General features: G+C 50.9%; 16 protein-coding genes. 7 read left to right on the forward strand and 9 right to left on the reverse strand.

What is annotated here, in order from left to right; translation table 11 throughout:
- Positions 1–212: 212 nt before the first annotated feature.
- The gene (locus B036_RS0114445) at positions 213–2,480 is read left to right on the forward strand and encodes a CotH kinase family protein (RefSeq protein WP_020569437.1); all 2,268 of its coding nucleotides are present in this window, start codon (positions 213–215) and stop codon (positions 2,478–2,480) included.
- A gap of 170 nt (positions 2,481–2,650) precedes the next feature.
- Here B036_RS0114445 and B036_RS0114450 read toward each other — a convergent pair whose 3' ends face one another.
- The 3 genes from B036_RS0114450 to B036_RS29435 form a co-directional block, all read right to left on the reverse strand.
- Positions 2,651–4,576, reverse strand: a complete 1,926-nt coding sequence (locus B036_RS0114450) for an outer membrane protein assembly factor BamB family protein (protein WP_044102777.1) — start codon at positions 4,574–4,576, stop codon at positions 2,651–2,653.
- 300 nt (positions 4,577–4,876) lie between these two features.
- On the reverse strand, positions 4,877–5,161 hold the full coding sequence (locus B036_RS0114455) for a hypothetical protein (RefSeq protein ID WP_020569439.1): 285 nt from the start codon (positions 5,159–5,161) through the stop codon (positions 4,877–4,879).
- Between the two features lie 38 nt (positions 5,162–5,199).
- Positions 5,200–5,676 carry an energy transducer TonB gene (locus B036_RS29435; RefSeq protein WP_020569440.1) on the reverse strand — a complete coding sequence of 159 codons (477 nt, stop codon included), beginning with the start codon at positions 5,674–5,676 and terminating at the stop codon, positions 5,200–5,202.
- A 210-nt stretch (positions 5,677–5,886) separates the two neighbouring features.
- Here B036_RS29435 and kdsA point away from each other — a divergent pair, with 210 nt between their 5' ends.
- Entirely contained in the window at positions 5,887–6,696 is an 810-nt protein-coding gene (gene kdsA / locus B036_RS0114465; RefSeq protein ID WP_020569441.1) for a 3-deoxy-8-phosphooctulonate synthase, read from the forward strand.
- 194 nt (positions 6,697–6,890) lie between these two features.
- Here the strand turns inward: kdsA and lysM are convergent, their stop codons facing one another.
- From lysM to B036_RS0114490, 5 genes are all read right to left on the reverse strand, one after another.
- Positions 6,891–7,340 (reverse strand): peptidoglycan-binding protein LysM, encoded by a 450-nt coding sequence (gene lysM / locus B036_RS0114470; protein ID WP_020569442.1) that lies wholly within the window; start codon positions 7,338–7,340, stop codon positions 6,891–6,893.
- Positions 7,341–7,442: 102 nt separating this feature from the next.
- A complete protein-coding gene (locus B036_RS29440; protein ID WP_020569443.1) occupies positions 7,443–7,973 on the reverse strand; it encodes a hypothetical protein in 531 nt (176 codons plus the stop codon).
- A 187-nt stretch (positions 7,974–8,160) separates the two neighbouring features.
- Entirely contained in the window at positions 8,161–9,471 is a 1,311-nt protein-coding gene (gene xylA / locus B036_RS0114480; RefSeq protein ID WP_020569444.1) for a xylose isomerase, read from the reverse strand.
- A gap of 487 nt (positions 9,472–9,958) precedes the next feature.
- Entirely contained in the window at positions 9,959–10,948 is a 990-nt protein-coding gene (locus tag B036_RS34135) for a hypothetical protein (RefSeq protein ID WP_052333962.1), read from the reverse strand.
- A gap of 32 nt (positions 10,949–10,980) precedes the next feature.
- Positions 10,981–11,835: an OmpA family protein gene (locus tag B036_RS0114490; RefSeq protein WP_020569446.1), complete on the reverse strand. Its 855-nt coding sequence runs from the start codon at positions 11,833–11,835 to the stop codon at positions 10,981–10,983.
- 607 nt (positions 11,836–12,442) lie between these two features.
- Here B036_RS0114490 and ffh point away from each other — a divergent pair.
- Positions 12,443–13,762 carry a signal recognition particle protein gene (ffh, locus tag B036_RS0114495; RefSeq protein ID WP_020569447.1) on the forward strand — a complete coding sequence of 440 codons (1,320 nt, stop codon included), beginning with the start codon at positions 12,443–12,445 and terminating at the stop codon, positions 13,760–13,762.
- A 252-nt stretch (positions 13,763–14,014) separates the two neighbouring features.
- On the forward strand, positions 14,015–14,641 hold the full coding sequence (locus B036_RS0114500) for a metallophosphoesterase family protein (RefSeq protein WP_020569448.1): 627 nt from the start codon (positions 14,015–14,017) through the stop codon (positions 14,639–14,641).
- Between the two features lie 168 nt (positions 14,642–14,809).
- On the opposite strand, the gene B036_RS0114505 is transcribed toward B036_RS0114500, so the two are convergent.
- Positions 14,810–16,168 carry a pyridoxal-phosphate dependent enzyme gene (locus B036_RS0114505; RefSeq protein ID WP_020569449.1) on the reverse strand — a complete coding sequence of 453 codons (1,359 nt, stop codon included), beginning with the start codon at positions 16,166–16,168 and terminating at the stop codon, positions 14,810–14,812.
- Between the two features lie 541 nt (positions 16,169–16,709).
- Between B036_RS0114505 and B036_RS0114510 the strand changes: the two genes are divergently transcribed.
- The 3 genes from B036_RS0114510 to B036_RS0114520 all read left to right on the forward strand — a co-directional run bounded on the left by B036_RS0114510 (position 16,710) and on the right by B036_RS0114520 (position 26,610).
- On the forward strand, positions 16,710–23,357 hold the full coding sequence (locus tag B036_RS0114510) for a PKD domain-containing protein (RefSeq protein ID WP_044102780.1): 6,648 nt from the start codon (positions 16,710–16,712) through the stop codon (positions 23,355–23,357).
- 494 nt (positions 23,358–23,851) lie between these two features.
- A complete protein-coding gene (locus tag B036_RS32140) occupies positions 23,852–25,846 on the forward strand; it encodes a tetratricopeptide repeat-containing sensor histidine kinase (protein ID WP_083926211.1) in 1,995 nt (664 codons plus the stop codon).
- Positions 25,846–26,610 carry a LytR/AlgR family response regulator transcription factor gene (locus B036_RS0114520; protein WP_020569452.1) on the forward strand — a complete coding sequence of 255 codons (765 nt, stop codon included), beginning with the start codon at positions 25,846–25,848 and terminating at the stop codon, positions 26,608–26,610. Before B036_RS32140 ends, B036_RS0114520 begins: the two co-directional genes overlap by 1 nt.
- The last annotated feature ends 138 nt before the right edge of the window (positions 26,611–26,748 follow it).

The following is a 26,748-nucleotide window of genomic DNA, read 5'->3' on the forward strand; positions in this document are numbered from 1 at the left end:
ACTTGTGTGCACACCATAGCCCGGAGGGTCGTCCGGCGAAGTAAGGGGCGAGCGATGAACCGCAGGATCAGGGAACCCCTCGCTCGTTTTCGTTGACGTAGCAGCATAAATGCTGCAGAACAGTGATCACAAAAAAAATAGTCTCCTGGTCACCGAAGGATTTCTCCAAGGAAGGCATCTAACCCAAAAACTTGTTTTTGAAACTCCAACAAATGAAGAACTTCCACCTCACAATTTGCCTCCTGTTTTCGCTTTCCCTAACCGGACAACAATTTTACGACCTCAACACCATTCAAACCATTGAAATTACCTTCGCTCAAAGCAACTGGGACCAGTTACTCGACGACGAGAAGGCTGGAGAGGAGAACTACATCCTGGCACAAAGTGTCAGCATCAACGGTACCGTCTTTGACAGCGTAGGCGTAAAGTATAAGGGCAACAGTACTTACAACGCTAACCAAACGAAGAATCCTTTCCACATTGAACTGGATACTTATAAAGACCACGATTATCAGGGCTATAAAGACATCAAACTGAGCAACGTGGCCAAAGATCCGTCGTTCCTGCGCGAGGTACTGAGCTACCAGATTCTGGGACAGTACATGGACGCGCCCTTGTCGAACTTCACCAATGTGTACGTCAACGGCACGCTGATCGGGCTATACTCCAACAGCGAAGCCATCAGCAAAACCTTTGTCAAAGATCGTTTTGGTTCCAAGAGCAATACCTTCATCAAATGTAATCCGCCAGCGGGGGCCGGGCCACAGTCCAACGATTTCCCCAATCTGGTTTATCTCGGCCAGGACAGCTCGGACTACTACGATGCTTACGAATTAAAATCAGATGCTGGCTGGCAGGAGCTCATCGACCTGTGTGACACCCTCAGTAACGAAATAGACGCGATTGAAAGCATTCTGGACGTAGACCGTGCGCTATGGATGATGGCTTTTAACAACGTATTTGTCAACCTGGACAGCTACCTGGGTGCCTTTTCGCAAAATTATTACCTGTACCGGGACGATTACGGCCGCTTCATCCCCGTTGTCTGGGACCTTAATGAATCCTTCGGCAAGTTTGCCATGACCGGTTCCGGACAACTAAATGGCACCGCAGCCATGCAACGGATGAGCCACCTGCAGGAATCTACCAATGCCAGTTACCCGCTCATTCGCCAGCTATTAGCCAACCCAACCTACAAGCGCATGTATGTAGCGCACATGAAAACCATGCTGTTGGAGAACTTCGACAATGCAACCTATGCCGCAACCGGAGAAGCCCTCCAGGCCCTGATCGATGATGCCGTAATGGCCGACGGTAACAAGTTTTTCACCTACGCTAATTTCATTAGTAACCTGAACAGCGACATCAGTACAGGCGGCGGACCACGCGGTGAAAACACCCCCGGCATCACCAACCTGATGGACGGCCGGTCTGACTATCTGCTTGGGCTGACGGACTTTACGGCAGCAGCTCCCTCCATTGTTGACCCGGCGGTTAGTGAGCCTTCCCCTGTGGTCGGTGAATCCGTGACCGTTACGGCGGTGATTGCCGGAGGTTCTTCGGTCACATTGGGTTACCGCAGTACGCATCAGGCACCCTTTACTAAAGTAACCATGTTTGACGACGGCGCCAACGGCGACGGTGCAGCAAATGATGGCATTTATGGTGTTAGTATCCGCATCACCGGAACCCAGACCGAATACTTCGTGTACGCGGAAAACGAGGATGCTGGTCTGTTCTCTCCCCAGCGTGCGGAACATGAGTTCCACACCATCGCGGCCACCACCTCCGGCGTCACCGCCGGCGACCTGGTCATCAATGAGTTTATGGCCTCCAACGACGCAACAGTCGCCGATGAACGCGGTGATTTTGACGACTGGATCGAACTCTACAACAACACCTCCTCCCCCATCGACCTTACCGGTTACTTTCTTTCTGACAATCCGGATAACCTGGATAAGTACGACATTCCCGAAGGCACCGTTATTGAAGGAAATGGTTACCTGATCATCTGGGCCGACGAAGACGGCGACGAGCAGGAAGGGCTCCATGCGAACTTCAAACTCTCCGCCGGAGGCGAATCCGTACTGCTGATGAACGCAGATACCGTGATCATCGACGAGGTGACCTACGGTGAAATTGAAACGGACATCTCCTACGCCCGCCTGCCAAATGGCACCGGCGATTTTGAGTTCGCCTCCCCCACCTTCAATGCGGAGAATACGGTGGTAGCCACCGCCAACCCTCAGGCTGTCAGCATCGGTCTGCGCGTATCTCCAAACCCCGCCAACGGCGGCTTCTACCTCGATTTTGATACGCCACAAAACGACGGTCGAGACCTGAGCATCTACGACATTACCGGGCGCATGATGCTGCAGAAAGTCATCCGGGGCGGGCATTGGATAGAAACAGCCGATTGGAAACCCGGGCTTTACCTGGTTCGGGTAGATTCTGGTGTGGTAAAGTTAGTAGTGGAGTAAGCGTACTGACCCTAAACTAATAGTACGGCACAAGCCCAACCTCGACCATTAAGTGTCGAAAATGTTAGGCCCCGTATCCAAGCATGGGATACGGGGCCTATAAACGTTCAGCAGAGAAATGCTTAACGTAAACCACAGAAGGGCAGCAGCAGCTTCCAAGCTACCGTATCCTACTCGATCAAAAAGATCTTGAAGGTCTTATTAGCCTGGTAGTACAAGCGGCCGTTCAGATAATCAATCTCGTACAAAGGCGTGAGGTCGTCAAATCGGTACTTATTGACTTCCTCCCCGGTATTTTTGTCCACTTTGAAAAGTGTGGCGCCTTCCTGGCCGTCGCGGGCAAAGAAGAAAGCGTACTCCTCATCAATGCGGCCATTGACCTTACGATCGGTGGCGAAGCCAAAGCTCGCATCACTTGCGGCATTTGCAGCACCCATCCGATTGTTATAACGATTGACGGAACCACCAACATCTCCGGTCGTTGCGGCAGAAGTTACCATGTTCGCAGACTGAGCACCAGCGTAAGCCATGCCACCGGCGGCGGTAGCAATCGCCGTTAGTGTACGCAAAGTTGCCGTCGGGTCTGGGTACCATTCGTCCTTATTGTCGGAGAAGCCGTCTTGTGGGTTGTAGTTCATCAGGACATATCCGCGGTCATTATAGAAGAAGTAACCACCATCTACTTTATCAAAAGCGGCGAGTCCTTTTTTCAGGCCGAAGTATTCTCGGTTTGTTTCAACCTCTTCGCCACCAAGTTCGATGGCCGTAGCGATAAAGCGTGGCTTACCGATTCGGGTACCTTCCGTTGGCTCAGGGATAACCACTACAATACGGTCTTCCTCTTCAACAATCCAGGTGAAAGGATAGCTTGGTGCACGATAGCCTTCGCCAATGGTGATGGAGCCTGAGTTGAAAGTTACTTTATGCTTACCGATTTGGCGAACCTCAGGTTCGTAGTTCGACGCAAGGCCCCAAAGGAAGCCTTTCGACTCCTTCTCCAGTTTTTCCGCTTTCTTCCATTTATCATCGCCAGAAACAGGGTCCACCAGCATTCGCTTGCTTTTGAAGTAGATCATGAGACCTTCTGCTTCCTGCTCAACGTTGACTACGCCTTTTTCAGAGTAATCTTTTTTCCAGCGGCCGTCTCCTTTTGCATCATCAAAAGTATAGATGTTCATTCCTTCGTCATGAACCACCAGGAAACCACCATCATAAGGCGTTACGTAGAGTACGTTACCGTCCAACTTCTTTTCTTTTTTCCAGACGCTTTGCCCGGTTTCAGTATCAATCAGGTGGAGTTTCTTACCAAACTTCTGGCCGGAAGAAGACCCTGATCCAGGAACTGCAGCCATCATGCCGCCCAGGCCGCCACGAGCTTCAGCAATAACCATACGGTTCCCTGCCTGATTCGTAAAGATGTAGCCTGCGTTTATTTTCTCGTTCCACTTCAACTCTCCACTTTTCATGTCGATGAGTGCGAGGTACTTACCGTTATCATAAATAAGGTCTCCGGCCGCATTCAGCTGGGGCTTCAAATCTTCGGAAGATAACCCGGGGTTATCCTCCGAAATTGTCATGGAAAGGCCAGATGCTTCGCGCAGCTGAACGCCCCATTTCTGTACGTTTTCAAAAGGATCAACACCATAAAGGTAGATGGCACCTTTACCAGCAATTTCCATCAGTATCAAGTCCTGATCAGGAAGTACATAAAAAGTACGAAGACGACGCAGGTCATTTTCGGTACCGTTAATGATGATCTTGCCAGAAATGACATTGAGCAGGTTTCCACCAGCGAAGACCAGCGGTGTATTGGGGATTTCATCGAAATCTTTGTTCTCACCGTCACTGTCTGCCATCTCCGACAGAGAAGCGCCAATGTTACGCTCTACCTGCCAGAGGATCGTCCCGTCCTTTGGGCTCATCCCCATGTAGAACCTTGGCGTCTGTAGAACCGGGATTCCGGTTGCAGTATTGGTGAAAATGTTTTTCGCGTCCGCTTCAAGCGGCGTTTCTGCAATCGGTTCAAGAACCTGTGCATAGGATAGTGTTGACATTCCCAAAAACAGGGAAGCCAATAGGAAAAAATGAATTCGCATAGGATAGTTAATTTGATTAAAGGTGAATATTTCGTAATCAATTTGACGCAAAAGTAAGTAATTATACCCGTCTTTGATTCAAGGTTCAATAGTTATTTTCAGGTTCCTGTCATGGCAAATCCATAAATCGTTAACTGTCAGACTATTAATCCTGGACAGTACTTCCATCTGCAAAATAAAACAACACTTACGGGCTTATAATGACGTTTTTTAACCGGTTTTCAGGCTCGGGGATTCAGGCGCGGCCGCAGGTGCAAAAGTTGTTTTAAGCAGCAGAGGAGGTGCCCGGTACTCCCTCTTTTAACAGGTATAATTTGTATGAAGAAATGGTTTCAGTGTAACCTCTTCCGAAGCGTATAAATCGGGGGCCAGCCGGAAGGAACCGTCTTCCCCAATGCTGTCAGTGGCCAGGTTATCCGCCCAGTAGACGGTGCCTTCAGCACGTATTTTTCGGGTACCCGGGTATTTTTGGTGATCTACGAATTCACCGGTGATGACGGTCGGAAGAAATTGAATGGCTTCCGGTTCGGTATTGAAACAGGAGAATAGAACCAGGGCTAAGCCTAGTAACAGGACATTTTTCATGTTAATCGGGTTAGGTAACACTTTAGCTGAACAACAAGTTAATCTCTTGGCAACCTGAACTTTATGGGAAGGTTTACGTGAACACGGACAGGCTTTCCACCCTGCATTCCTGGGCGCCAGGGTGGAAGATCCATGGCCATGACATCAATGATGTATAAGGATTCCTCCGTGATGGATGGGCATACGGTGCGGGTAGCATTAATACTAGTCATTCGCCCATCTTTTTCAACGATAAAAGAGACTACCGCCATGCCTTCTATCCCATCTTCAATGGCATCTTCCGGGTACCTCAAGGTACCATAGATAAACTCCAGCATTTTTTTATCGCTGCACTGTTTTAATTTCATGTATTCCAGAGTATTATCACAGCCAGGGAATAAAGGCATTTGTTCCGTCACTTTGAATACAAAGCCAGTATCCGAAGGCAATAAGGGATGCCCCAACAGCGGCTCCGCCTGACTAAACAGGAATACTGGAGATAGGAATAGGGATAACAACAGGGTCTTGGTGTACATCTATGAGTAGGGTTTTAAGGTATTGCAAGGTAGGATTATTGAGGAGAAATTCAGCTTTGTTCCCCGGCACTTGTGCCGGCCTGCAAAAGCGGGTCAGGTATTTTCCGGCACAAGTGCCGGGGAACAAGCGGGAGAAAGGCTTTCTACAGGGCCTGTCGTACCTTTGCTCTTCAACTTCCCCTGCACCTGCGTCCGCGCCAAAAGATTATCATGATTCAAGTCCCAAAGCTTAAGCACACCGACAAAAACAGTTTCTTCCTGATTGCCGGCCCCTGCGCCATTGAAGGGGAAGACATCGCGATGGAGATCGCCGAACGCGTCGGGGAAATCACCGACAAGCTAGGAATCCCTTATATCTTCAAGGGAAGCTACCGCAAAGCCAACCGGAGCCGCATCGACAGTTTCACGGGTATTGGCGATGAAAAAGCCCTGAACATCCTAGCTAAAGTTGCCCAACGGTTCGACTTGCCAGCCACAACTGATATCCACGCCGAAGGCGAAGCCGTCATGGCCGCTCAATACGTCGACGTTCTTCAAATCCCGGCCTTCCTGTGCCGGCAAACCGACCTGCTGGTCGCCGCAGCAAATACCGGAAAAGTGGTCAACATCAAAAAAGGGCAATTCCTAAGCCCGGAAGCCATGGCCTTCACCCGGCAAAAAGTCATCGACTCCGGCAACGATCAAGTCTGGCTCACCGAACGTGGTGCCACCTTTGGTTACACCGACCTGGTCGTTGATTTTCGGGGCATTCCCGTCATGCGCCAGCTTGGTAGCCCGGTAGTAATGGACTGTACCCACAGTCTTCAGCAGCCCAACCAGGCCAGTGGCGTTACCGGCGGTAAGCCCGCCCTGATCGAGACCATCGCAAAGGCCGCCATCGCCGTAGGTGCCGACGGCATCTTTATGGAGACACACCCCAACCCTTCCGTGGCTAAAAGTGATGCGGCAAATATGTTGCCGCTGGATAAGCTGGAGGGGATTTTGACCAAGCTGATGCGGATTCGGGAAGCTGTTGGTTAACCTGGTGGTCTTGTAGCAGCTGCCGCAGGTGGGTGCTTGCTGCGCTCGTGATGTAGTCCATTAGATTTTGTAGTTACAGCCACAAGCTAAGAGGCCGGCGACACATTAGTCACCGGCCTCTTGGCAATTCGTCAATATTCAGCACCCACCGAGCTTAGTTGAATAACTGGCAGACTCGGTGACTACTTGACTACCTATTGCGGGATCCGCAGAACCTGTCCAGGATAAATTTTATCCGGGTGGCTCAGCATCGGCTTGTTAGCTTCGAAGATCTGCTCGTAGCGCATTGGGTCACCGTACTGCGTCTTGGAGATTTTGGAGAGGCTGTCACCTGCCTGAACGGTGTAGAACACGGCTTCTGGCTTAGGGTTGGCAACGTAGATCTGATTATCTACAGAGCCAATGCCTTCAATGTTACCCAGGGCCAAAACAACTTTCTCGGCTTCCTCGGTGGTATCGGTTGCACCTTGAACGATCACCTGCTCACACAGCTCGAGACGCAGGTCATTTACGTTGAGGCCAAGGCGCTGAATTTCAGCTTCCAGCTTCTGCACTTTCGTGAGGGCTACTTCCTGTGTTACTTCCTGTTCTTTCTTGCCGAACAGTTTGGCACCTTTGCCTTTGAGGAATGAAAATAATCCCATAATTTTGATTGGTTTAGTTAATAGAAAGGAGTTATTTCCTTTCCAGTGGTAATATCGTAATTATCCGCTATATGTTCAGACGCAGTATGTTTTAGTTAGTCACTATCGCTCCAGTTTATTTTCCCGCAATTCTTTTAGCTTCAGGCTTACCATCTCGTCGTCCAGCGCTTCGTTGTTTTCCAGATACCCCTTGATGAACGTCTCCAACTCTTCTGGCCTCTGGGTTCCAATCATCAGCCGTTCCCCGTCCATAAATTCCAGTTGCAGGCCATGATTGCCCTGCATATTGTAGGCTTTCCCGCCAGGGCCGATCCGATAGCCCCAGCCACCAAACTCCCTTATTGGCATGTACTTCCGAACCTCTGCACGCTTAATCTCCGATTTGAAGATCCGCTGACGACCAAAGGGCCAGAACTTAACTTCTATCCCATCTTCGGTGATTACCGTCCTTAGTTCGAGTGTAGCCAGTAATATCATGACTAAAGCCATCACCCCGGGGCCAATAAGCGCCTCAACTATTCCTCCCCCGTTTGACCAGGACGACCAACCCGCGACGGATACTCCCGCGAACACCACGAGGTTGATCAGCCATAACCACCACTGGTTAAATTTTTGTGATTCTTTGTATTGCATGGTTGTCAAGTTGTCGGGTTGTCGGGTTGTCGGGTTGTCGGGTTGTCAAGGTACAAAAAAGGGAAGATTGGCTCACGCCAAACGGTTTAGATGTACTCGCTGTATTGATTATCCCATTAACAGCTAATGAAAAAACCGTCGATCACTCCCATGGCAATCGACGGTTATTCCTGAAACTATGGCGTTGTTAGCTGTATTGCGTGAGGATATTCTCGTAGAGCTCCTGCCGACCACTCGTCTGCTTAGGTTCCCCCTGGGCATGGCCAATTTTTGCCAATTCCTCCAACGTCATTTTACCCGCTTCGTAGTTGGCCCCGTTACCTGCGTCAAAAGAGCTGTATCGCTCCTCCCGCATAGGCTTGTATTTACTGGAGGACAGAATTTTGTCTGCGGCGATGAGTGCACGCGCAAACGCATCCATGCCACCAATGTGGGCGTGGAAGATGTCTTCGAGATCGGTTGAATTCCTGCGGGTCTTAGCGTCGAAATTAACGCCACCTCCCTGGAGGCCACCGCCCTCGAGAATGACGAGCATTGCTTCGGTTAGTTCCGGAACGTTAGTCGGGAATTGATCCGTGTCCCAGCCATTCTGGTAGTCGCCGCGGTTAGCGTCGATGCTGCCCAGCAACCCCTCGGAAACGGCCACCGCCAGCTCATGCTGGAACGTATGTTGGGCCAGCGTGGCGTGGTTTACCTCGATGTTGAGTTTGAAGTCGTCCATCAGGTCATACTTACGCAGGAACCCGGCAACGGTAGCGGAGTCGAAGTCGTACTGGTGCTTGCTGGGCTCGAATGGTTTGGGTTCGATAAAGAAGGTACCGGTGAAGCCTTGCTTGCGCGCATAGTCGCGCGCCATGGTCAGGAATTGCGCCAGGTGGTCTACCTCCCTGCCAAGGTCGGTATTCAGCAAACTCATGTAGCCTTCGCGGCCTCCCCAGAAGACGTAGTTCTCGCCACCAACTTTAATGGTCGCGTCAATGGCGTTCTTAAGTTGGGCGCCGGCGTAGGCCACGACGTTAAAGTCCGGATTAGTACTCGCACCGTTCATGTAACGGGGGTTGCTGAACAGGTTGGCGGTTCCCCACAGGCACTTCTTGCCGCTGGCATCCATTTTCGCCTTGAGGTAATCGGTCACTTCATCGAGTCGCTTACCGTAGGTTGCCAGGTCGGCACCTTCTTCGTCCAGCAGGTCAACGTCATGAAAACAGTAGTAGTCCAGGCCGAGTTTCTCCAGGATTTCCACCCCTGCGTCGATCTTATCCTTTGCCCGTTGCACCGGGTCCGCCGCCGCCAGCCAGGGGTAGATGGCCGTTCCGGGGCCAAAGGGATCCCCACCGGTATTACATAGGGTATGCCACCAGGCCATCGCGAACCTGAAGTGTTCGCCCATGGTCTTTCCGGCAACCACCTGGTCTTTGTCGTAATACTTGAAAGAATATGGGTTATCGCTGTCTTTTCCCTCGTAGCGAATCGTTGGAATATTGGTAAAATATGCCATTGGTAATCTGTAATTTAGTTAGGTGTCGGGCGGGTAAATGCTGCCCTTCAGCTCAGTGCGTTATTGCACTCGCACCCAATGTAGGGAATGTGTGGCAATAGCGTTGGCCCTTATGAAATTGCAATCGGTTGGTCTGAACTATTGCGTTGAAAAAAGATGATTTAGAGGTTGCAGGTTGCAGGTTGCAAGTTGCAGGTTGCAGGTTGCAGGTTGCAAGTTGCAGGTTGCAGGTTGCAAGTTGCAGGTTGCAGGTTGCAAGACTCCCGGAATCTTCGGACCAGCTCCTGAATACGCGCGCCCTAAGCACTGATCCTGAACTCTGTAGGCTGAACACTGAGTACCGACCCCTGCAACTTGCAACCTGCAACCTGCAACCTGATACCTGCAACCTGCTTACTACCCAAAACGGCCCCACCTCCAATGAAGGAAGCAGGGCCGCAATATCGAGGTCAATTAGGATGGACCTCAGCAATCAAACTTTTACAGGTTACTTACCTGCCTGCAGTTCATCCTGGAGCGCTTTGAGCTCCGCCCACTTGCCTTCGGCAGCGAGACCGGCCTGTTGAGCCCAGGTACGCGGTACGGCGAGTTGATAGCGAGGACCTGCGGCATCAAGGATACCCTGGATGCGGCTGACTTCAGCTGCAGCGAGTTCTGACCAGTTGCTGATCCCGTCAGCCTTCAGGAGGCCTTCGATCTTGGGCCCGATGCCCTCTACGACTTTAAGGTCGTTCGGGTTGGAGCTGCTGAAGCCAAGCTTCTTAGCCGCAAGCTTCTCGAACTTGGAAGGCGTTTCGAAGTCGCCTTTAGTTTCCACACCACCATCAGTGAACTTCTGGTAGGTGATCAGTGCTTCCCAGTCGCCTGCGTCGGCAAGCTTGGCCTGGTGTGGCCAGCTGGTGGGGTCGCAAAGACCGAAGCGCTTACCGGCAGCATCGAGGTGGTTTTTGATGTCACCGGAATCAGCAGCGGCGAGGTCACTCCAGTTTTTGTAACCGGCGTCGATCAGTACGGCGTTTACCTTCGGGCCGATGCCTTCGATGATCTGGAAGTTATCGTTCTTAAAGAGGCCGGCGTAGATGGAACCACCGCCGCCGGAGGCGATACCCAGCTTGCCCGTGTCTGTGGGAATAGGGATTGGAATAGCGGCAGGACCCGCACTTTCAGCAGCGAACTTGAGCGCCTGCTTGTCTGATTCACAAGCCTGCAGACGGGCGCGGTAATCTGCTTCGCCTTTCTGGGCTTCCTCCAGTTGGTACTTAACGCTTTGGTAGTCGGTTTCCCACTTGGTAGCGGCTTTGTGGTAGCGGTCGCGGTCCGCTTCGATGCTGGTTACGTCCACTTTTTCGCCCCTGCCCCAGAAGAGCCAGTGCATGAGAGCACCGAGAATGAAAGCAAGAGCTGTCCAGAGAATCCACCAGTCACAGTGGAACCCAAAGAAGGAGTTGTCGTTTACGTGAAGAAGTATATATGTCATTGTTGATAAATGTAATCGTTAGAGGGATGTGGTTACTGGGCCTTGTTGAGGGTGACAACGGCGCGGCGGTTAAGCTGGCGGCCTTCGGCGGTGGCGTTAGAGGACTCCGGTTGACTTTCCCCCTTGGATGAGGTGGAAATGAGTCCGGCGTCTACCCCGTAGGTGCGCAGGCGGGCCTTCACAAAGTCTGCCCGTTGCTGCCCAAGTCTCATATTATAGGCATCGGAATCAACGTTATCGGTATGTCCAACGATGGTAATGGTCTCGTTAGAGGTCTTCACGCGTTCCGCCAGGACTTTGAGGTAATCCTCTACCTCTTTACCGAGCGTCTTGGTTGACTGATCAAACGGGAAGCGGATTTTTATCTCCGTATCGCTTACTTCTACGAGCTCCGGCTTGTCGGGTTCTCCCTCGACGGCCATAGTTCCCCAACCGAAGTTACCGGCGGCAAATTTGTCGTCACCAGTTGGTCTGGCACCAGAAATGAGTCGGCTGAGCGTCCGGATATTACCCTCGGGTATTCCCCTGGCGACCAGCAGTTTTTTGATCTCATCAGCCCGGTAGAAGCCCATGTTTTCGTAGCCTGCCGGAGCGGTTTCTCCTTCGTAAAAACGCCCCGTAACCTCCAATGCCTGGTTGGGGTCCTGTTGAAATTTGGCGTACAGTGCGTCGAGCTCAGTCTGCCATAAGCTGCCCGTAAGGACATCGTTGGAGCCGTAGCTGGAAACAATTGAATAGTTATCCGTGACGGGGGCGGGAGCGGGTGCGGTAATTGCAGCTCCGTCGTCGGCCGGGCAGTATTCTTCTTTAATGCAACCGTAGAAGGTTAACAGGAAGAACAAACCCCAGGCTAACGCCATCAAGATCAACTTGATAAAATTAGACATATGTATAATGTGTGGTTAATTAAATAAAGTAGTAAGAAGGCACACTCGTGTGTGTGCTATTTGTTTTGTTGCGGTGCTCCTGACAGGTACAAAAATCATAAAACAGCCCTCTGGGCCGACTATTAATGGGGGAAGTACCGGCAATTTAATCATATAGACGGATTTTACAAGCGTAAGTCACGTGATTTTCCGGGAGTTCCTGCGTTTAGACGCATATTTTGCCCCTACCGATCTGAATTCCCACCCTAACTGTTCCAGAATTCCTTAATTACTAGGCTTTTAGGTGCGGGGTCGCAGGTGCTGGGAAGGGATAAAAGGAGCAAGGGGGGAAAGGGAAAGGAGTAAGGAAATCAGGGCTGGGTTCCTTGTCTGCTTTATTAGTCTTTTCCTTGCACCTGCGGCCGCGCCAAAAGAAACATCAACGTGTAAAGCCAAGGGCGAGCTGGCTGTGCCCCGAGATAAACCTTTGCCTCATCCACCTTGATACCAACCACTAACTATCTCGGGGCACAGCCCACTCGCCCTGACGACTCCTGGGAAAAGCCATAGTTCACTACCCAAAGTTCCCTCCGGCGAACTATCTTCGCACCCCCAAGTTTATACCATTATGTTCGATAACCTGAGTGATCGCCTGGAAGGCGCGTTTAAGAGCCTGACCGGCGACAATAAAATTACCGAAATCAACGTAGCCACGAGTCTCAAAGAGATTCGGCGCGCCCTGGTTGGTGCCGACGTCAATTATAAGATTGCCAAAGAATTCACCGACAATGTGAAGGAAAAGGCGCTTGGCACTGACAATGTGCTCAAAGCGGTTAAACCCGGACAGATGATGGTTAAGATCGTCCAGGACGAACTGACCGAGCTGATGGGTGGCCAGAGTGTAGGGATCAACGTGAAAGGAGAACCAGCCGTAGTGCTGATTGCCGGCCTTCAGGGTTCAGGTAAAACGACCTTTACCGGTAAACTTGCCCTTCACCTTAAAGAAAAGCGTAAGCTAAAAGTACTGGTTACTGCCTGTGACGTTTACCGTCCGGCAGCCATCGATCAGCTTACGGTACTGGCCGAACAAGTCGGTGCCGGCATTTACAAAGAGCCGGAGAACAAGAATCCTGTGGAGATTGCGCTTAACGCCATCGCCCACGCCCAGGACGAAAAGTATGACGTGGTCATCGTCGATACTGCCGGCCGTCTTTCGGTCGACGAAAAAATGATGCAGGAGATCAGCGACGTTCGTGAAGCGATCTCCCCCAACGAAACGCTCTTCGTCGTTGACTCGATGACTGGTCAGGATGCCGTTAACACGGCCAAGGCCTTCAACGACCGGATCAACTTCGACGGTGTCGTCCTCACCAAACTCGATGGTGACACCCGTGGTGGTGCGGCCCTCTCGGTAAAGTACACCGTGGGTAAACCCATCAAGTTCATCTCTACCGGCGAGAAGCTGGATACGATGGACGTTTTCCACCCCGAGCGGATGGCCCAGCGGATTCTCGGCATGGGTGACATCATCTCCTTTGTGGAGCGCGCCCAGGACCAGTTCGACGAAGAGGAGGCCAAGCGCCTGGAGAAGAAGATCAAGAAGAACAAGTTCGACTTCAATGACTTCCTCGGTCAGCTCAACCAGCTGAAGAAGATGGGAGACATCAAGAGCTTGCTCAACATGATCCCCGGCATGAAGAAGATGATGAAGGATGTCGATATCGACAATTCTGCCTTCAGCAAAGTTGAAGCCATCATCCAATCCATGACCCCCATGGAACGCGCCGAGCCCAAACTGATGAGCATGAGCCGCAAGAAGCGGATCGCCCGCGGCTGTGGCCAGAGTATGGACGACGTTAACCGGTTCATCAAGCAGTTCGACCAGATGTCGAAGATGATGCACAATATGAGTAAGAACCCGGCGATGATGGGGAAGGGAAGGCGCTAAGCGCCTTCTTTTAGACGAAAAGGCGCTGCGCGCTTTTCTTGTAGACAGCCTTCGGCTTTATAGACGCTGCGGTTGTAGGCTACCACAAGGTTCAGCTCGCTTCGCTCGTTTGGTCTCAAAGCAAATTCAAGGTTCTTTCCTACTAAAAAGCTTAATGCCTGAATGACCTTAATGGTTACTCTTATCCCCCTACCCTTAGTGTAGCTGCTTAGTGCCCTAACTGTCTTAGTGGTTACTAAAACGCACAACCCAATGCCCCGCTACGCCATTTCCGATATCCACGGCTGCCCCAAGACCTTCCGCGCGCTGTTGCAGCAATTAGACTTCAGTAAAGCTGACGAGCTTTTTCTGTTGGGAGATTACGTCGACAAAGGCCCGGACAGCTACAGCATCATTGAGTATATCTGGCAACTGCAGTCGGAAGGGTACACTGTAAAATGCCTGCGGGGAAACCACGAACAGATGTTCGTCAACGAAGTGATGCGCGGAGAACACTCGGGCGTCATCCCCATCCGGCACCACCAGGAGGTTTGTCGCTGGATGCTCACCCTACCCTACTACCTGGAAACTCCCGGGTATTTCCTGGTCCACGCCGGCCTGAACTTCCGCCACCCCGATCCGCTGGAAGCCACCTACGATATGCTCTGGATCCGGTACTGGTACGACGAGATCGATCGCGACTGGCTCGGTGACCGCATCATCGTGCACGGACACACGCCTGAACCGATGACTTCGGTACGTTTTGGCATAAGCAAAATGCGGGAAGCGCAACGGGTTTGTATTGACTCGGGGTGTGCGCATTCGTATAAGGGCATGGGCTACCTCACGGCGCTTAACCTGGATTCGGGGGAAGGGACTTTTGTGCGGTTTGGGGAATAGTGCAGCCCATCCGGAAAAATAACCCATCCCAGCATAAATGCAGGGTAACCGGTATGCTGCGAAGCAGCCCTTAATGCCTGAATGGCCTTAATGGTTCTCCCTTCCAACACTCTTCTTAGTGTAGCTGCTTAGTGCCCTTACTGTCTTAGTGGTTACTAAAACGCCAGCCTAAATAGCCTGCAAAATGTCATACTGCGCAATCAGGTGCTTCTGCCCCAGCGCATCCTTCACCATTACGGCAGGGTTCTCCTTAGTCAGGTGCTTCCCGAGTTCGGAGAGGGTGAGGTCGCTGTTGATCTCGGGGAAGGGAGCCCTCATGATGTCGGAAACGGTTTTCTCCGAGTTCTCCATGGGGCTGGCCAGCAGGTAGTTCAGCACGTCGGTTTCGAGGATGCTTCCGACTACGGTATCTCCATCCAATACGGGCATCTGAGAAAACTCGTGCTCCTTCATCATCTTTAGTGCTTCGCGGACGGTTGCCGTCTTTTCGATACCGGAGAAAGTCGATCCTTTTTTATCGGCGATGAGATCGCGGACGCGAAGTTCTGTTTCGAGAAAACCGCGGTCACGCATCCAATCGTCGTTGTAGAGTTTACCGATGTAGCGGCTGCCGTGGTCGTGGATAACGACGACGACGAGGTCATCGGCCGTCAGTTCGTCCTTCATCTGTAGGAGGCCGGCGACGGCGGAGCCGGCGGAGTAACCCAGGAGGAGGCCTTCCTCGCGCGCCAGGCGGCGCGCCATTACAGCTCCGTCCTTATCCGTCACCTTCTCGAAATGATCGATGACACCGAAATCGACGTTCTTGGGCAGGATGTCTTCGCCAATGCCTTCGGTGATGTAGGGGTAGATTTCTTTTTCGTCGAACTCCCCGGTCTCGTGGTACTTCTTGAAGACAGAACCGTAGGTGTCTACGCCCCAAATCTTAACGTTGGGATTCTGTTCCTTGAGGTATTTGCCCGTGCCGGAGATGGTTCCCCCGGTGCCGACACCAACGATCATGTGGGTCAGCTGGCCATCGGTCTGTTTCCAGATTTCCGGGCCGGTGCTCTCGTAATGCGCCAGGCGGTTGCTGAGGTTATCGTACTGGTTAAACCAGAAGCTGTTGGGGATTTCCTTGCTCAGGCGTTCGGCCACGGAGTAGTAGCTTCGTGGGTCGTCGGGTGTGACGTTGGTGGGGCAAACGATGACTTCCGCGCCCATGGCGCGGAGGATGTCAAATTTCTCCTTACTCTGCTTATCCGAGGTCGTAAAGATGCACCGGTAGCCCTTCACACAACCGGCCAGGGCCAGCCCCATGCCCGTATTACCACTGGTACACTCAATGATGGTACCACCGGGCTTCAGGCGGCCATCAGCCTCGGCGTCTTCTACCATTTTGAGGCCCATGCGGTCCTTAATGGAATGGCCGGGGTTGAAGGTCTCTACCTTCATCAGCACCCGGCAGGGGAGGCCTTTAATGACTTTATGCAGCTCCACCATGGGTGTATTACCGATGGTTTCGAGGATGTTATTTTTGATGTCCATTTGATCTTGGTTGGTTAGGCGGCGCGAAGGTACGAAGGAATGGGAGTAAAGGAGAAAAGGGGGAAAGGAGGGAAGGAAATAACCATTAAGGCATTTAGGTACTAAGAAGCTACACTAAGGAAAGGAAAAAGAGAATAGAAGAAAAAGGGAAATCAAGGCGCAAACCAATTCAGCATAAAAGGCAGTAGCCGCCACGAGCGATAGCGAGCATCGTTTTACCTCGCAGAGCTGTATCGCAGGCCTCCGTTTTAACGCCGGCAAAGCCATCCCTCCTTGTTCTCCTTTTCTTCCCTTGCTCCTCTGTCCTTCTCTCGGGCACCTGCGTCCGCGCCTCCTTTCAATTAATCGGAAATAAACAGACATACCCATCATTTCCCGTCGAATATGAATTACTTAATTATTAAATATGAATCAGTTTTCACCTAATTCCCTGTGTTTTCGGCAATAAAACAAGTCTAAACAAGAAAAAAAGTCCCTGCGATGGGTAAGATTCTCTAATAACCACGATATTCCAGTAGACTTTCACCGCTAAATCATCCCGATGATGCAACATATATACCGATACACACTAGTTTTTTTGTTTTTCCTAACCACCTTAACTAGCCTTTGGGCACAAGAAACACTTCCACTCGACTCCATCTGCCTGACTGCAGGCGGGCCCGGTTTCAACATCGTAACCGACGACTTTCCCGCTGGTGGCGAGTACACCGTTCAGTTGGAAGTAGGGTCCGGTTGTATTATCCTTGACGAGCGGGGACTACTGACCATTCCCGCAGATGTTTCTGTAAGTAGATGCTGTGGTTTCCAGGGGAGGCTTATTGCATTTATCACATTCTTTGGTTCTAATGGTCAGGTCCAAACCTTCAGACAAGACATTGATTTAACCATCAAATGTCCTAAGCCTGATTGTGGTTTAGTGGACCTGGACGAAATCCCTCAACCTCGCCCAAATCCAAATCCGGACGAGCCGCAGGACATCCCCTGCATAAGCGCCTGTGAAAACAGTACGGCCACCTACCTGTTCAGCGAGAATATGGCCCTGACTTACGTTTGGCAGGCCACCAACGGAACAGTTGATGAACTTCCGGGCCTCCCTGGCCAAATCCAGGTAAGCTGGGGCTCCCTTGGGTCCACCAGCCTCTCGGTAGAAATTTTTGACGCCGACGGTAACCTGCTGACCACCCGCAGTTACTGCGTGACCCTGACGGAAGCTCCGATTGCGGATTTCACCGCTACCAGTGTTGCCTGTCTTGGCCAGGACGTTTACTTCACCAATGCTTCCACGGGCGCTGCTGCTTCTTACGACTGGGATTTCGGTGACGGTAATACTGCCCAAAACGCAGCAACTCCGACCGTTACCCACGCCTATGACACGCCGGGCACCTACACCGTGACGTTGGTCGCCACCTCCAACGGTGGCCTTAATGCTGACGGCAGCCAAGCCTGCTGCTGCATTGATTCCGTGAGTTACGATATCGTTATTGACCCGGATCCCGGTCCTGGCATCTTCTGGATTTCCACACTCTGTGAAGGAGACGCCAGCAAGTACTGGACCGATGCGACCGGATGCTTAGATATTCTTTGGGAGATCAGTGGCAACGGGACCATAACCAGTGATCCAACCCTGGATACAATTATGGTGGATTGGGGCAGCGGTCCCTCCGGCACCCTCGAGCTCTTCGTTAATGACTGTGATCAGGACTATTGTCCTACCCCGTCGGTTGCGATAGTACCGATCATCTCAACTTCCGGGACCATTAGCGGTCCGATCGAAGTATGTGGCGGCGAGACGGCTAACTATTCCTTACCGAAATGGCTCACGACTGAATATACCTGGATACTACCTGACGGAGGATCCTTCAATGGCTCGAATAATGGCCATACCACCAGCATTACCTGGCCCACTACCCCGGGTACTTACGAGATTGTCGTCGAATACGGCAGTTCGTTCCTCGCCGGCCTTCCGGGGCACGAAGGCGATGATTGTTACGGTAGAGCCGTTCTGGAAGTTACGGTACTAAACAATTTCACCATCTCCGCAGCCCCCAACCCTGCTTGTGTGGACGGTATGACCTTCTTTAATGCTTTTACCGATGGCTCCCCCACACTTTACAATTGGTCCGTTGTTGGCTACCCAGGCCTCGACATGTTAAACCAGCCCAATTTCGCCGTTGATTGGTCTCACCCCGACCTCCCCGGCGCAGGTGTTTACACCATCGTCGCCGAGGTCGTCAATGCCGCCGATTATTGCGTGGCTGTTCGCAGTGTTACCGTAGTTGTTAAGGATGCGGTTAATCCGGTCATCAGTGGTCCGCTAGACTACTGTGTCGGTGATCCGGTCATTTACACCATCGTCAGCCCAACGCCGGGTTACACTTACACCTGGGCGGTGAGCATTGGTGATGGTTCGGTAACCCTGGGCCAGGGCGGGCCGACGGCAACCATCGTTTTCACCAATCCTACGGCTACCGTCAGTGTTTATGGCCAGGACAGCCAGGCACCCAACTGTATTTCTGAGGTCGTTGAGTTGGACGCAGAAGAAATAGTATTTGATGATCCGGTGACGATCACTGGTCCTCCGGCCTGTACCAATAGTTTGGCCGATTACACTTTTGGCCCGGTACAGCATCCGGATGCCACCTACGCCTGGTCGGTGATTCCCATGACTGCGGGCAGTGTAATCGCCGGATCGGACGAAACTGTTGCCACCATCCAGTGGAATGACGATCCCGGAACCGTTTTTGTCCGGGTAGACATTTCATTGTGTGGCAATACCATCTTTGACACCCTCGAACTTGAGCTCAATGCACCCATTGAACCGGTCATCACCCAGCTGGGCGACCTGTGTCCGGATGGAAGTGCGAAGCTGTTTATCGACAGTACTCAGTTCACGACCATTGTATGGGACCTTGGCGGGAACGCAGGTACAGTGTGGGCACCAAATGCAGGGTTGATCACCATCTTCGAAGAAGGAAGCTATGTGGTCAATACTATTGACGTTAACGGTTGTCCGGGCGTAGCCCGGATCCGGGTAGAGGACGTTCCCGGGCCTGACATCAGCATCACCACAGATAGCGTTCGCCAGATCTGCGTCAACAGCCTGCCTTTCCCCAATAACCCGATTTTGGAAGCAGTCACCGACGCCGGCAACACCATCGAATGGTTCTGTGGCGGCGACAGCCAGGGACCAGCAGCAATTGGCAATACAACTTTCACCCACGTTTGGACCACCGTGCCGGGTACCTTCACCTACTTCGCCCGCGTAGTAGACCCGGTTACGGGTTGTACGGAGGATTCCGACCCCCTCTTCATCTCACAAAGAGTTTGCTGTGGCCCACCGTATGTTTCTGATCCAATCTCTCAGATACACACCTTCGAAGCCACCCGGCAGTCTCCAAATTGTGACCTGATCGACCTGGTAGCTACTTTCAGCCAGGACAGTGTTGTGGGGCACGGTTTCAACTGGGCCTTCCTTGATGCTCAGATCATTTCCGTGGGCGGCACTACCGGAAGAGATTCCATGACCATCCGTCTCCCGGGGGTAGGCTGTTACGACATCAACCACACCATCGACGTCTGGGCATACGATTACGACACCACTTTCATCCCCGGCTCGATGGTGATTGATGAAATCACCAAAGTGGATTCCATCCGTTGTGGTAAAACGTTGACCAGGAAAGTTTGTAACCCACTGTTTGCCGACTTCGACAAGCGGGAAGAGTGTGGTGTGGTAGAATTCACCGACGAGAGTGATTTCGACCTTCCTTCTCCGGCGCCCACCATCACCTATACCTGGAATTTTGGTGATGGCAGCCTCCCAAGTTCCGACGTCAACCCCGTCCACGAGTACGGTGCCAACGGCACCTATACCGTTACGCTTTCCATTACGGACGGCGACTGCGTGTCAACTTCTACCATGGTCGTGGAAGTAACTGACCTGCCGGACACTGACTTCATGGTTGATCCTAACCCCGTATGCTACGGCCAGCCAGCCTTATTCACGGGTTCAGGAACCAACGTAATCGAGTGGGAATGGGATTTTGATGACGGTGCATCTTTCAACGGTAACGGCCCACAGCATACCTTCCTTCCTTCCGGAGGATCTGGCAGCTACGACGTTACCCTGATCACTACAAACCGTGCGGGTTGTAGGGATACCGTGGTCAAGACCATTGATGTCTTCCCTACTCCACTGCTCGACACCATCGAAGCCTCCCCCGGCTTTATCATCTGTGATGGAGAAACGACGATACTATCCGTAGACAATATTCCAGGCCTGTCCTACGAATGGTCTACAGGGGCAACCACCTTTTCTATTCCTGTATCAACCGCGGGAACCTACGGGGTGACGCTTACCAACGCTGATGGTTGCTCTCAGGTAATTGAACCGGTAGAAGTACAGGTCATTCCATTACCCAGTACCTCCTGGATCGGTAATCCTTTCATCTGCGACAACGGCTCGACTACACTGACTGCCCTCGCGGGTGGTGGCCACTCCTACCTATGGGAAAACCAGACCACCGGTGTGACATTAGCTGGATCGACGCTCATCGTCCCCTTCTCTTCAGGAAATACCTTCCAGGACATCCTCCTTACGGTCACCAATGACGCTTATGGTTGTAGTGCAGAAGTGCTCATTACCGTAGAGCAGGCCGTTAGTCCGGCACCTGATGCCCAGATCACCGCCGGTGGCGATTGTGAAGGCGACGGTAGCCTGATTGAAGTGGTTAATCCGGAACCAGGCGTTACTTATACCTGGAATACCGGTGAAGAAGGCCTGAGTATCTTTACTTATGCTGCGGGTACGTACACAGTAGTGGCTACGGACGTTCGTACGGGCTGTGTGGGTACCGACCAGGTCACCATCAATCCATTACCAGATATTTGTATCGTGCCAACCGGCTGTTATGAAATCTGTGCGCCTTACACCATTTACGCTCCCATCGGCGATTACAGCTACGCTTGGTACATGAATGGTACGTTGGCAGGAATAGTTGATTCCCTCGTCGTCACCCAACCCGGTTCCTACAGTGTAACCGTGATCGACAACATCACTGGCTGTGCCAGTATTTCGGACAGTCTCTACCTTGAAGTAATCGACTGTTCTATGGGAGACTGTGACGACATCACCACTCGCCTGCGGCGATCCGACGAAGAGACTGAAATTGGTGACTGCTGTTTCGAACTCTACTACGACGGCTTGCCTGACGACATCTACTACATCCAGGTCAGTAGCCCGGATGCAGACCTCCCACTGGTTCCGGGAAGCGAAAACCCGGCCTTCGGACACGCAGCTAATGATGTTACAAACTCCTTCCAGCTGGCGGTAAATATCCTCGCAGATACACCTATACCATCCAGTATGACCACTACACCTGCGGTGACTTTCTGTCCGATTGACGCGACAGCCTTCCCACAGCAGATCATTGTAGACTACTATGGGGCTAACAAGCAAATCGTCTGTAGCGACACCTTATATACGGAGTGCGCCGTTGAGCCAGACTGTGTTTACATTACGGCAGACTCTCTTTACTGCGCAGACGATGGAACACTCATTTTCGACTTTACGATCTGTAATCCATCCGACGCTGACTTCTCCGTAGGTTACGTAGAACTATTGCCTGGCTCCCCTGCGGCAGCAGCGGTATTAGTATCGCCAGCCAATGAATTTAATTTGTTTCCTCCACTCGCACCTGGTGACTGTCGGACAATCACAACAACGTTCCCTGCCCTGCCCGCAGGCGAGTCCTTCTCTTACTCCCTCATCGGGCATTCTACCAATCCGAACCTTGACCCAAGCGCACTGTGTTGTTCTGACCCTGCCTCCGCCCGGAAGCTGATCATTCCTGACTGTGATCCTTGCGACAATGTCGGCGTCCGCGAAGTAAGTCAGAATGATGGTTGTTGCTACGACATCTTCCTGTTCAACAATGCCCCCGCGCCTTACTCCTTCGATGGCGTCGACCTCTGCCTCATCGGCGGTGACGGCACCCTCAATATCTACCCTGCGATCGGTGATCAACTCACTGGTACGGTTGGCGTTGGTGGCCAGACGGTCTCCGTATTTACCCCCGATGGTACTACGCTGCCAAACGGTGTATTCGCCCTGCCGACGATCTGTTTGGAAGGCAGTCAGAATCTTATCAACCTGATTGAGGTCAAGTGGCTGAGTGACGGTGGTGTGGTTTGCCGCGATACCATTGAAGTGAGGTGTGTTCCACCTTGTGGTTTCCTTCAGGAAATCTCGGTCGAATGTCAGAATGATGTATACGTCTGGACGGGTACCATTACCAATACCTCGCCATACATGATGTCTGAAGCCTACATTGACTTCGACGACTACCTTGGATTGGACGCGTACAATACGACCATCGTATTCGGCAGTGTTCTGAATACCGGAGATTCCGAAGTCATCAGCATCATCATCGGCTCACCCGCCGGACCTGGAGACAAGGTATCATTTACGGTAACACTCCATGAGACCGGCCCTGATGATTACCACCTCAACTGTTGCCAGTTTGAAGCTTGCATTGAGCTACCTGATTGCAAAATCGAGGAATGCACGTGTGATAACGAAGAGCAGTTCCAGGAAGATGTGAATATGGGCTTCGATACCATTGCGCTTCCAGGCGTTGGACCACTTGCTTACCAGTTTGACCCCAGGGCGGATTTTACCGGATGTGACTCCATCGTATGGTCCGTCCGCCGCCGTAACCCGAACGGACCGTGGCAGGAGATTGGAAGTAACCAGGTGCAAGCCTACACTTTCCCCGCGCGGGGTCGTTACCAGGTTTGGATGCGCGTCTACCGTTACGACGACGATGAAAAACTGTGTTCGGCACGTAATGCCTTTATTACGTACAACATTGGCAACGGATTCATTGTACCCGGCACTGTTGTCGACACCGGTACCCGGACGGCGGCCTTCGATGTTGATATATCCCCGAACCCTGCAGTTGAAACGATTCAGGTTACCTTACCTGGCGGTGTTATTAAGGGTAACAAGGTGAATATGAACGTTTATGATTTCCGTGGCAGGTTAACCAATTCATACAGCTGGGACAACGTAGCTCCAAGCGAAGAGCAGGTATTCCAGATCAGCGTAAGTGATCTTCCTTCCGGCGTTTATGTCCTTCGGGGCACGAGTGCTGAAGGTCAGCCCTGGAGCCGCCGCTTTGTAAGACGTTAAACATTATTTGAGACTCCACATTTTTAAACAGTTTTAGGAGGAGGTCGCTTTCGAGCGGCCTCCTTTTTTGTTGGGCGGGGACGCGGGTGCTTAGTAAGGGGATAAAGGAGCAAATGGGAGAAGGGCTAATGCGTAGGCGTTGTGGTACTACTGGGGTTTTTACGCATATTTTTTACCACTGAAGCTACGGGTGATTAGTTTGTTGGAGTGCACGCTTCTCATTTAGGTAGAAGCAGGATACGGATGAGTGAGTCCAAGGCACCGCACTCGGGCAGTCCGTGAGGGCGCTGAACAAGGATGCGTAGAAGGACAAAAGTCCGCGTAAGAAATCAAAAGCTATCTTAGCACCACTTCAAATCGCTGATTATCCACAGGTGGTATAGTTAGCGTTTTGGGAGGGGGGCATTGGGCCCGTATGTCACGAGCTATGCCAGTGCTTCCATTGAAGGAATCGTAAAGGACTTCAAAACAAGAACTGGAAACACTGCTTTAGCATGAAATTAAAAATAAGTATATATAAAATAGCCCTATTTACTCGAAGTACTTCAGCTTTTCTCATAGAGAAAAACCAAGCCTTGAACTTTATCTTAGGTCTGGCTCTATGTCTATGTATCAATCCAATTTATGCACAGGCTGAAATAAAAGAACACCCCATTACGGAGTCTCTGAGTCAGCAGTCTATTGATGCTTCATTGACGTGGCTGAACGACAACTATGTTGAAAATCCGGACAATTTTCATAAGCTTTCGTTGCAAACATTAGCGCAAGCTTATGCGGCAAACGATGATCAACTCAAGGGGGAATCTCACCTGCTATTGATGCGGTGGCATGCTTACCATGTACTGTTTACCATGGACTCGGTATATCACCATGGTGAAAAAGCAATCCCCCTGTTTCAGCTTACGAATGACCGGACAAATCTGGCGGACATTAGTTCCGAATTAGCCATTGAATACATTGACGGAAATGATTTGCAACGATCAGAGGAACTAATATTTGATGCCATAGCAATTTATGAAGATTTAGGTGACAAAAAAGGGCTGGGGGAATCATATCGTCGTCTGTCAAGCATTTGCCTTTCTCAAAAAGAGATTGACTTGGCGATCAAATTTGGTTTAGAAGCCTTGAAAATTACGGAGATATCCGAAGACAAAAGCACCTCGTCACTTGCCTGGTTGGCACTCGTATTGGCCTACCTTGAAGCCGGAGAATTGAATAAGGCCATCCATGCAGCTAATAATTGTATTGAAACCATAAATACTTCTGAAATAGAGGATGAGTTCACGCTGGCACGGGCCTATGGATATCGGGGCGACGTATGGTCGGAGTTAAAAGAATACCAAAAATCTCTTGAGGACAATCTTAAGTCTTATGCGATCATTGAGGCCAAAATTGGAGCCGCACGGCCTGCTGCGAAAACCTATCGTAGCGGTATTGCCCACGCTTATTACTTGCAGGGCAACTTTCAGGATGCCCTAACTCATTTAGAAGCATCGATAGAAGGATACCTTGAGCTTGGCCAAGGCGGTAAGCCCAGGATGCAAAATTTATATAATGAGGCAGCAGATTGCTATTACCAACTTGGTGATTATCAAAATGCCTTTTTAAAAGCACAGGCGGCACACGAAATATTTGACACCCTGATGCAAAACAAGGTGGCCAATCTGGAGTCAGAAGCTCTCATTAAATACGAATCAGGCAAGAAAGATCAGGCCATTGAAGAACAAGCGATCATCATTAAACAAGACAGTCGCATCCAATGGTTAGGAATAGGACTGATTAGTTTATTACTACTTTTCATAGGCACCCTTTTCTTTTACTTCCGTCGCAATCAGAAAACCTCCAATGCCTTACGGGTTAAAAACAAGGAAAACGAGTTACTCCTTAAGGAGATCCATCACCGGGTAAAAAATAACCTCCAGACGGTCTCCAGTTTACTTAGTCTGCAATCAGAGAGCATCAGTGACAAAAGTGCTTATGATGCCGTTCAAGAAAGTAAAAACAGGGTTGGCTCCATGGCACTCATTCACCAAAAATTGTATCAGGGAGAGAACCTTGCAGCAATTGAGATGCGCGACTATTTTGAAACTATTGGAGAGGCAATCATTGACAGCTTTGGAGAAAAGGCAGAAAACATTTCTTTAAAAGTAGAGATGAAAGATGTCGAATTGGACGTAGACACTGCTATTCCTATTGGCCTCATCACCAATGAGCTGGTCACAAATTCAATAAAACATGCCTTCCCGAATAAGAAGAAAGGTCACATACTAATCGCCTTGACGCAGGACGAAAATGGTTTGCTAAAATTGAATGTCGCCGACAATGGCGACGCCACGGCAAACGAACCAGTCGTTAAAAAAGAAAAAGGGTTTGGCACTTTACTCATTCAATTGCTGACCACACAACTGGGAGGGAAATTAGAGCGATCAACAGTGGCAGGAACCTCCACCATAATACTATTCGATCAACTGGAAAAATCAGCGGCTTAATGAACACAGGCACGTCAGACAATAGCGCCCCAAAAATCCTGATGGTAGAGGACGATATGATTATTGCAGCAGATGTTTCAATGCAACTGACCAAACTCGGGTATGAGGTCATTGGCATAAACACGCGTGGAGAAGATGCACTCAACACGATTGAAGGCAATCGTCCGGACATCATCCTAATGGACATTATGCTGACGGGTAAAATGAATGGCATTGAGACGGCCCAGATCATTTTGGAGAAACATCAGGTGCCGCTAATCTTCCTCACTTCTAATTCTGATGATGCGACTTTCCAGCAAGCAAGCGCTGCAAAGCCCTATGCTTTCATTTCTAAACCCTTTCAAAAGTCCGAATTAGAACGCACTCTCAAACTGACGCTCCAACGCATCGCGGTGGAAAAAGCGTCGGAGCCCGTTCCGGAATCTACCGACCATGTATCCGCAATGGAGGATCGGCTTTTCATCAGGCACAAAGACCAAATGGTCAAAGTAATGCTCACGGAAATTTTATATGCCGAAGCTGATAGGAATTATTGTAAAATATATACTGAAAACCAAACCTTTCTGCTTTCTGTCCCCCTCCGAAACATTGAATCCCAGTTACCAACCAAGATCTTCTTTCGTGTCCATCGCTCTTTCGTCGTCAACCTCAAAAAGATTGACGCCATTAGTGAACATCATGAATACCTGACCATCCAATCCCATCAGGTTCCTGTCTCTCGCAGGTCGAAAGAAGAAGTAGTAAAACGCTTGAAAATGATTTAGAGCAGGTTGGGGCTTTTGCCCACTGTCAAAAACTGCCGTTCTCCATTCCACCTTACACCTACAGATATTTACCGCTAGAAAGGTGATTTCTACCGCTTGGAACCTACCGCTAATCCCTATTTCTATTCCACCTACCTT

It is taken from the genome of Neolewinella persica DSM 23188 (genome assembly GCF_000373105.1).
Classification (GTDB): Bacteria; Bacteroidota; Bacteroidia; order Chitinophagales; family Saprospiraceae; genus Neolewinella; species Neolewinella persica.

Coding starts and splice junctions, on each gene's coding strand:
- B036_RS0114445 (WP_020569437.1), top strand. CDS start 213: ATGAAGAACTTCCACCTCACAATTTGCCTCCTGTTTTCGCTTTCCCTA.
- B036_RS0114450 (WP_044102777.1), bottom strand. CDS start 4,576: ATGCGAATTCATTTTTTCCTATTGGCTTCCCTGTTTTTGGGAATGTCA.
- B036_RS0114455 (WP_020569439.1), bottom strand. CDS start 5,161: ATGAAAAATGTCCTGTTACTAGGCTTAGCCCTGGTTCTATTCTCCTGT.
- B036_RS29435 (WP_020569440.1), bottom strand. CDS start 5,676: ATGTACACCAAGACCCTGTTGTTATCCCTATTCCTATCTCCAGTATTC.
- kdsA (WP_020569441.1), top strand. CDS start 5,887: ATGATTCAAGTCCCAAAGCTTAAGCACACCGACAAAAACAGTTTCTTC.
- lysM (WP_020569442.1), bottom strand. CDS start 7,340: ATGGGATTATTTTCATTCCTCAAAGGCAAAGGTGCCAAACTGTTCGGC.
- B036_RS29440 (WP_020569443.1), bottom strand. CDS start 7,973: ATGCAATACAAAGAATCACAAAAATTTAACCAGTGGTGGTTATGGCTG.
- xylA (WP_020569444.1), bottom strand. CDS start 9,471: ATGGCATATTTTACCAATATTCCAACGATTCGCTACGAGGGAAAAGAC.
- B036_RS34135 (WP_052333962.1), bottom strand. CDS start 10,948: ATGACATATATACTTCTTCACGTAAACGACAACTCCTTCTTTGGGTTC.
- B036_RS0114490 (WP_020569446.1), bottom strand. CDS start 11,835: ATGTCTAATTTTATCAAGTTGATCTTGATGGCGTTAGCCTGGGGTTTG.
- ffh (WP_020569447.1), top strand. CDS start 12,443: ATGTTCGATAACCTGAGTGATCGCCTGGAAGGCGCGTTTAAGAGCCTG.
- B036_RS0114500 (WP_020569448.1), top strand. CDS start 14,015: ATGCCCCGCTACGCCATTTCCGATATCCACGGCTGCCCCAAGACCTTC.
- B036_RS0114505 (WP_020569449.1), bottom strand. CDS start 16,168: ATGGACATCAAAAATAACATCCTCGAAACCATCGGTAATACACCCATG.
- B036_RS0114510 (WP_044102780.1), top strand. CDS start 16,710: ATGATGCAACATATATACCGATACACACTAGTTTTTTTGTTTTTCCTA.
- B036_RS32140 (WP_083926211.1), top strand. CDS start 23,852: ATGAAATTAAAAATAAGTATATATAAAATAGCCCTATTTACTCGAAGT.
- B036_RS0114520 (WP_020569452.1), top strand. CDS start 25,846: ATGAACACAGGCACGTCAGACAATAGCGCCCCAAAAATCCTGATGGTA.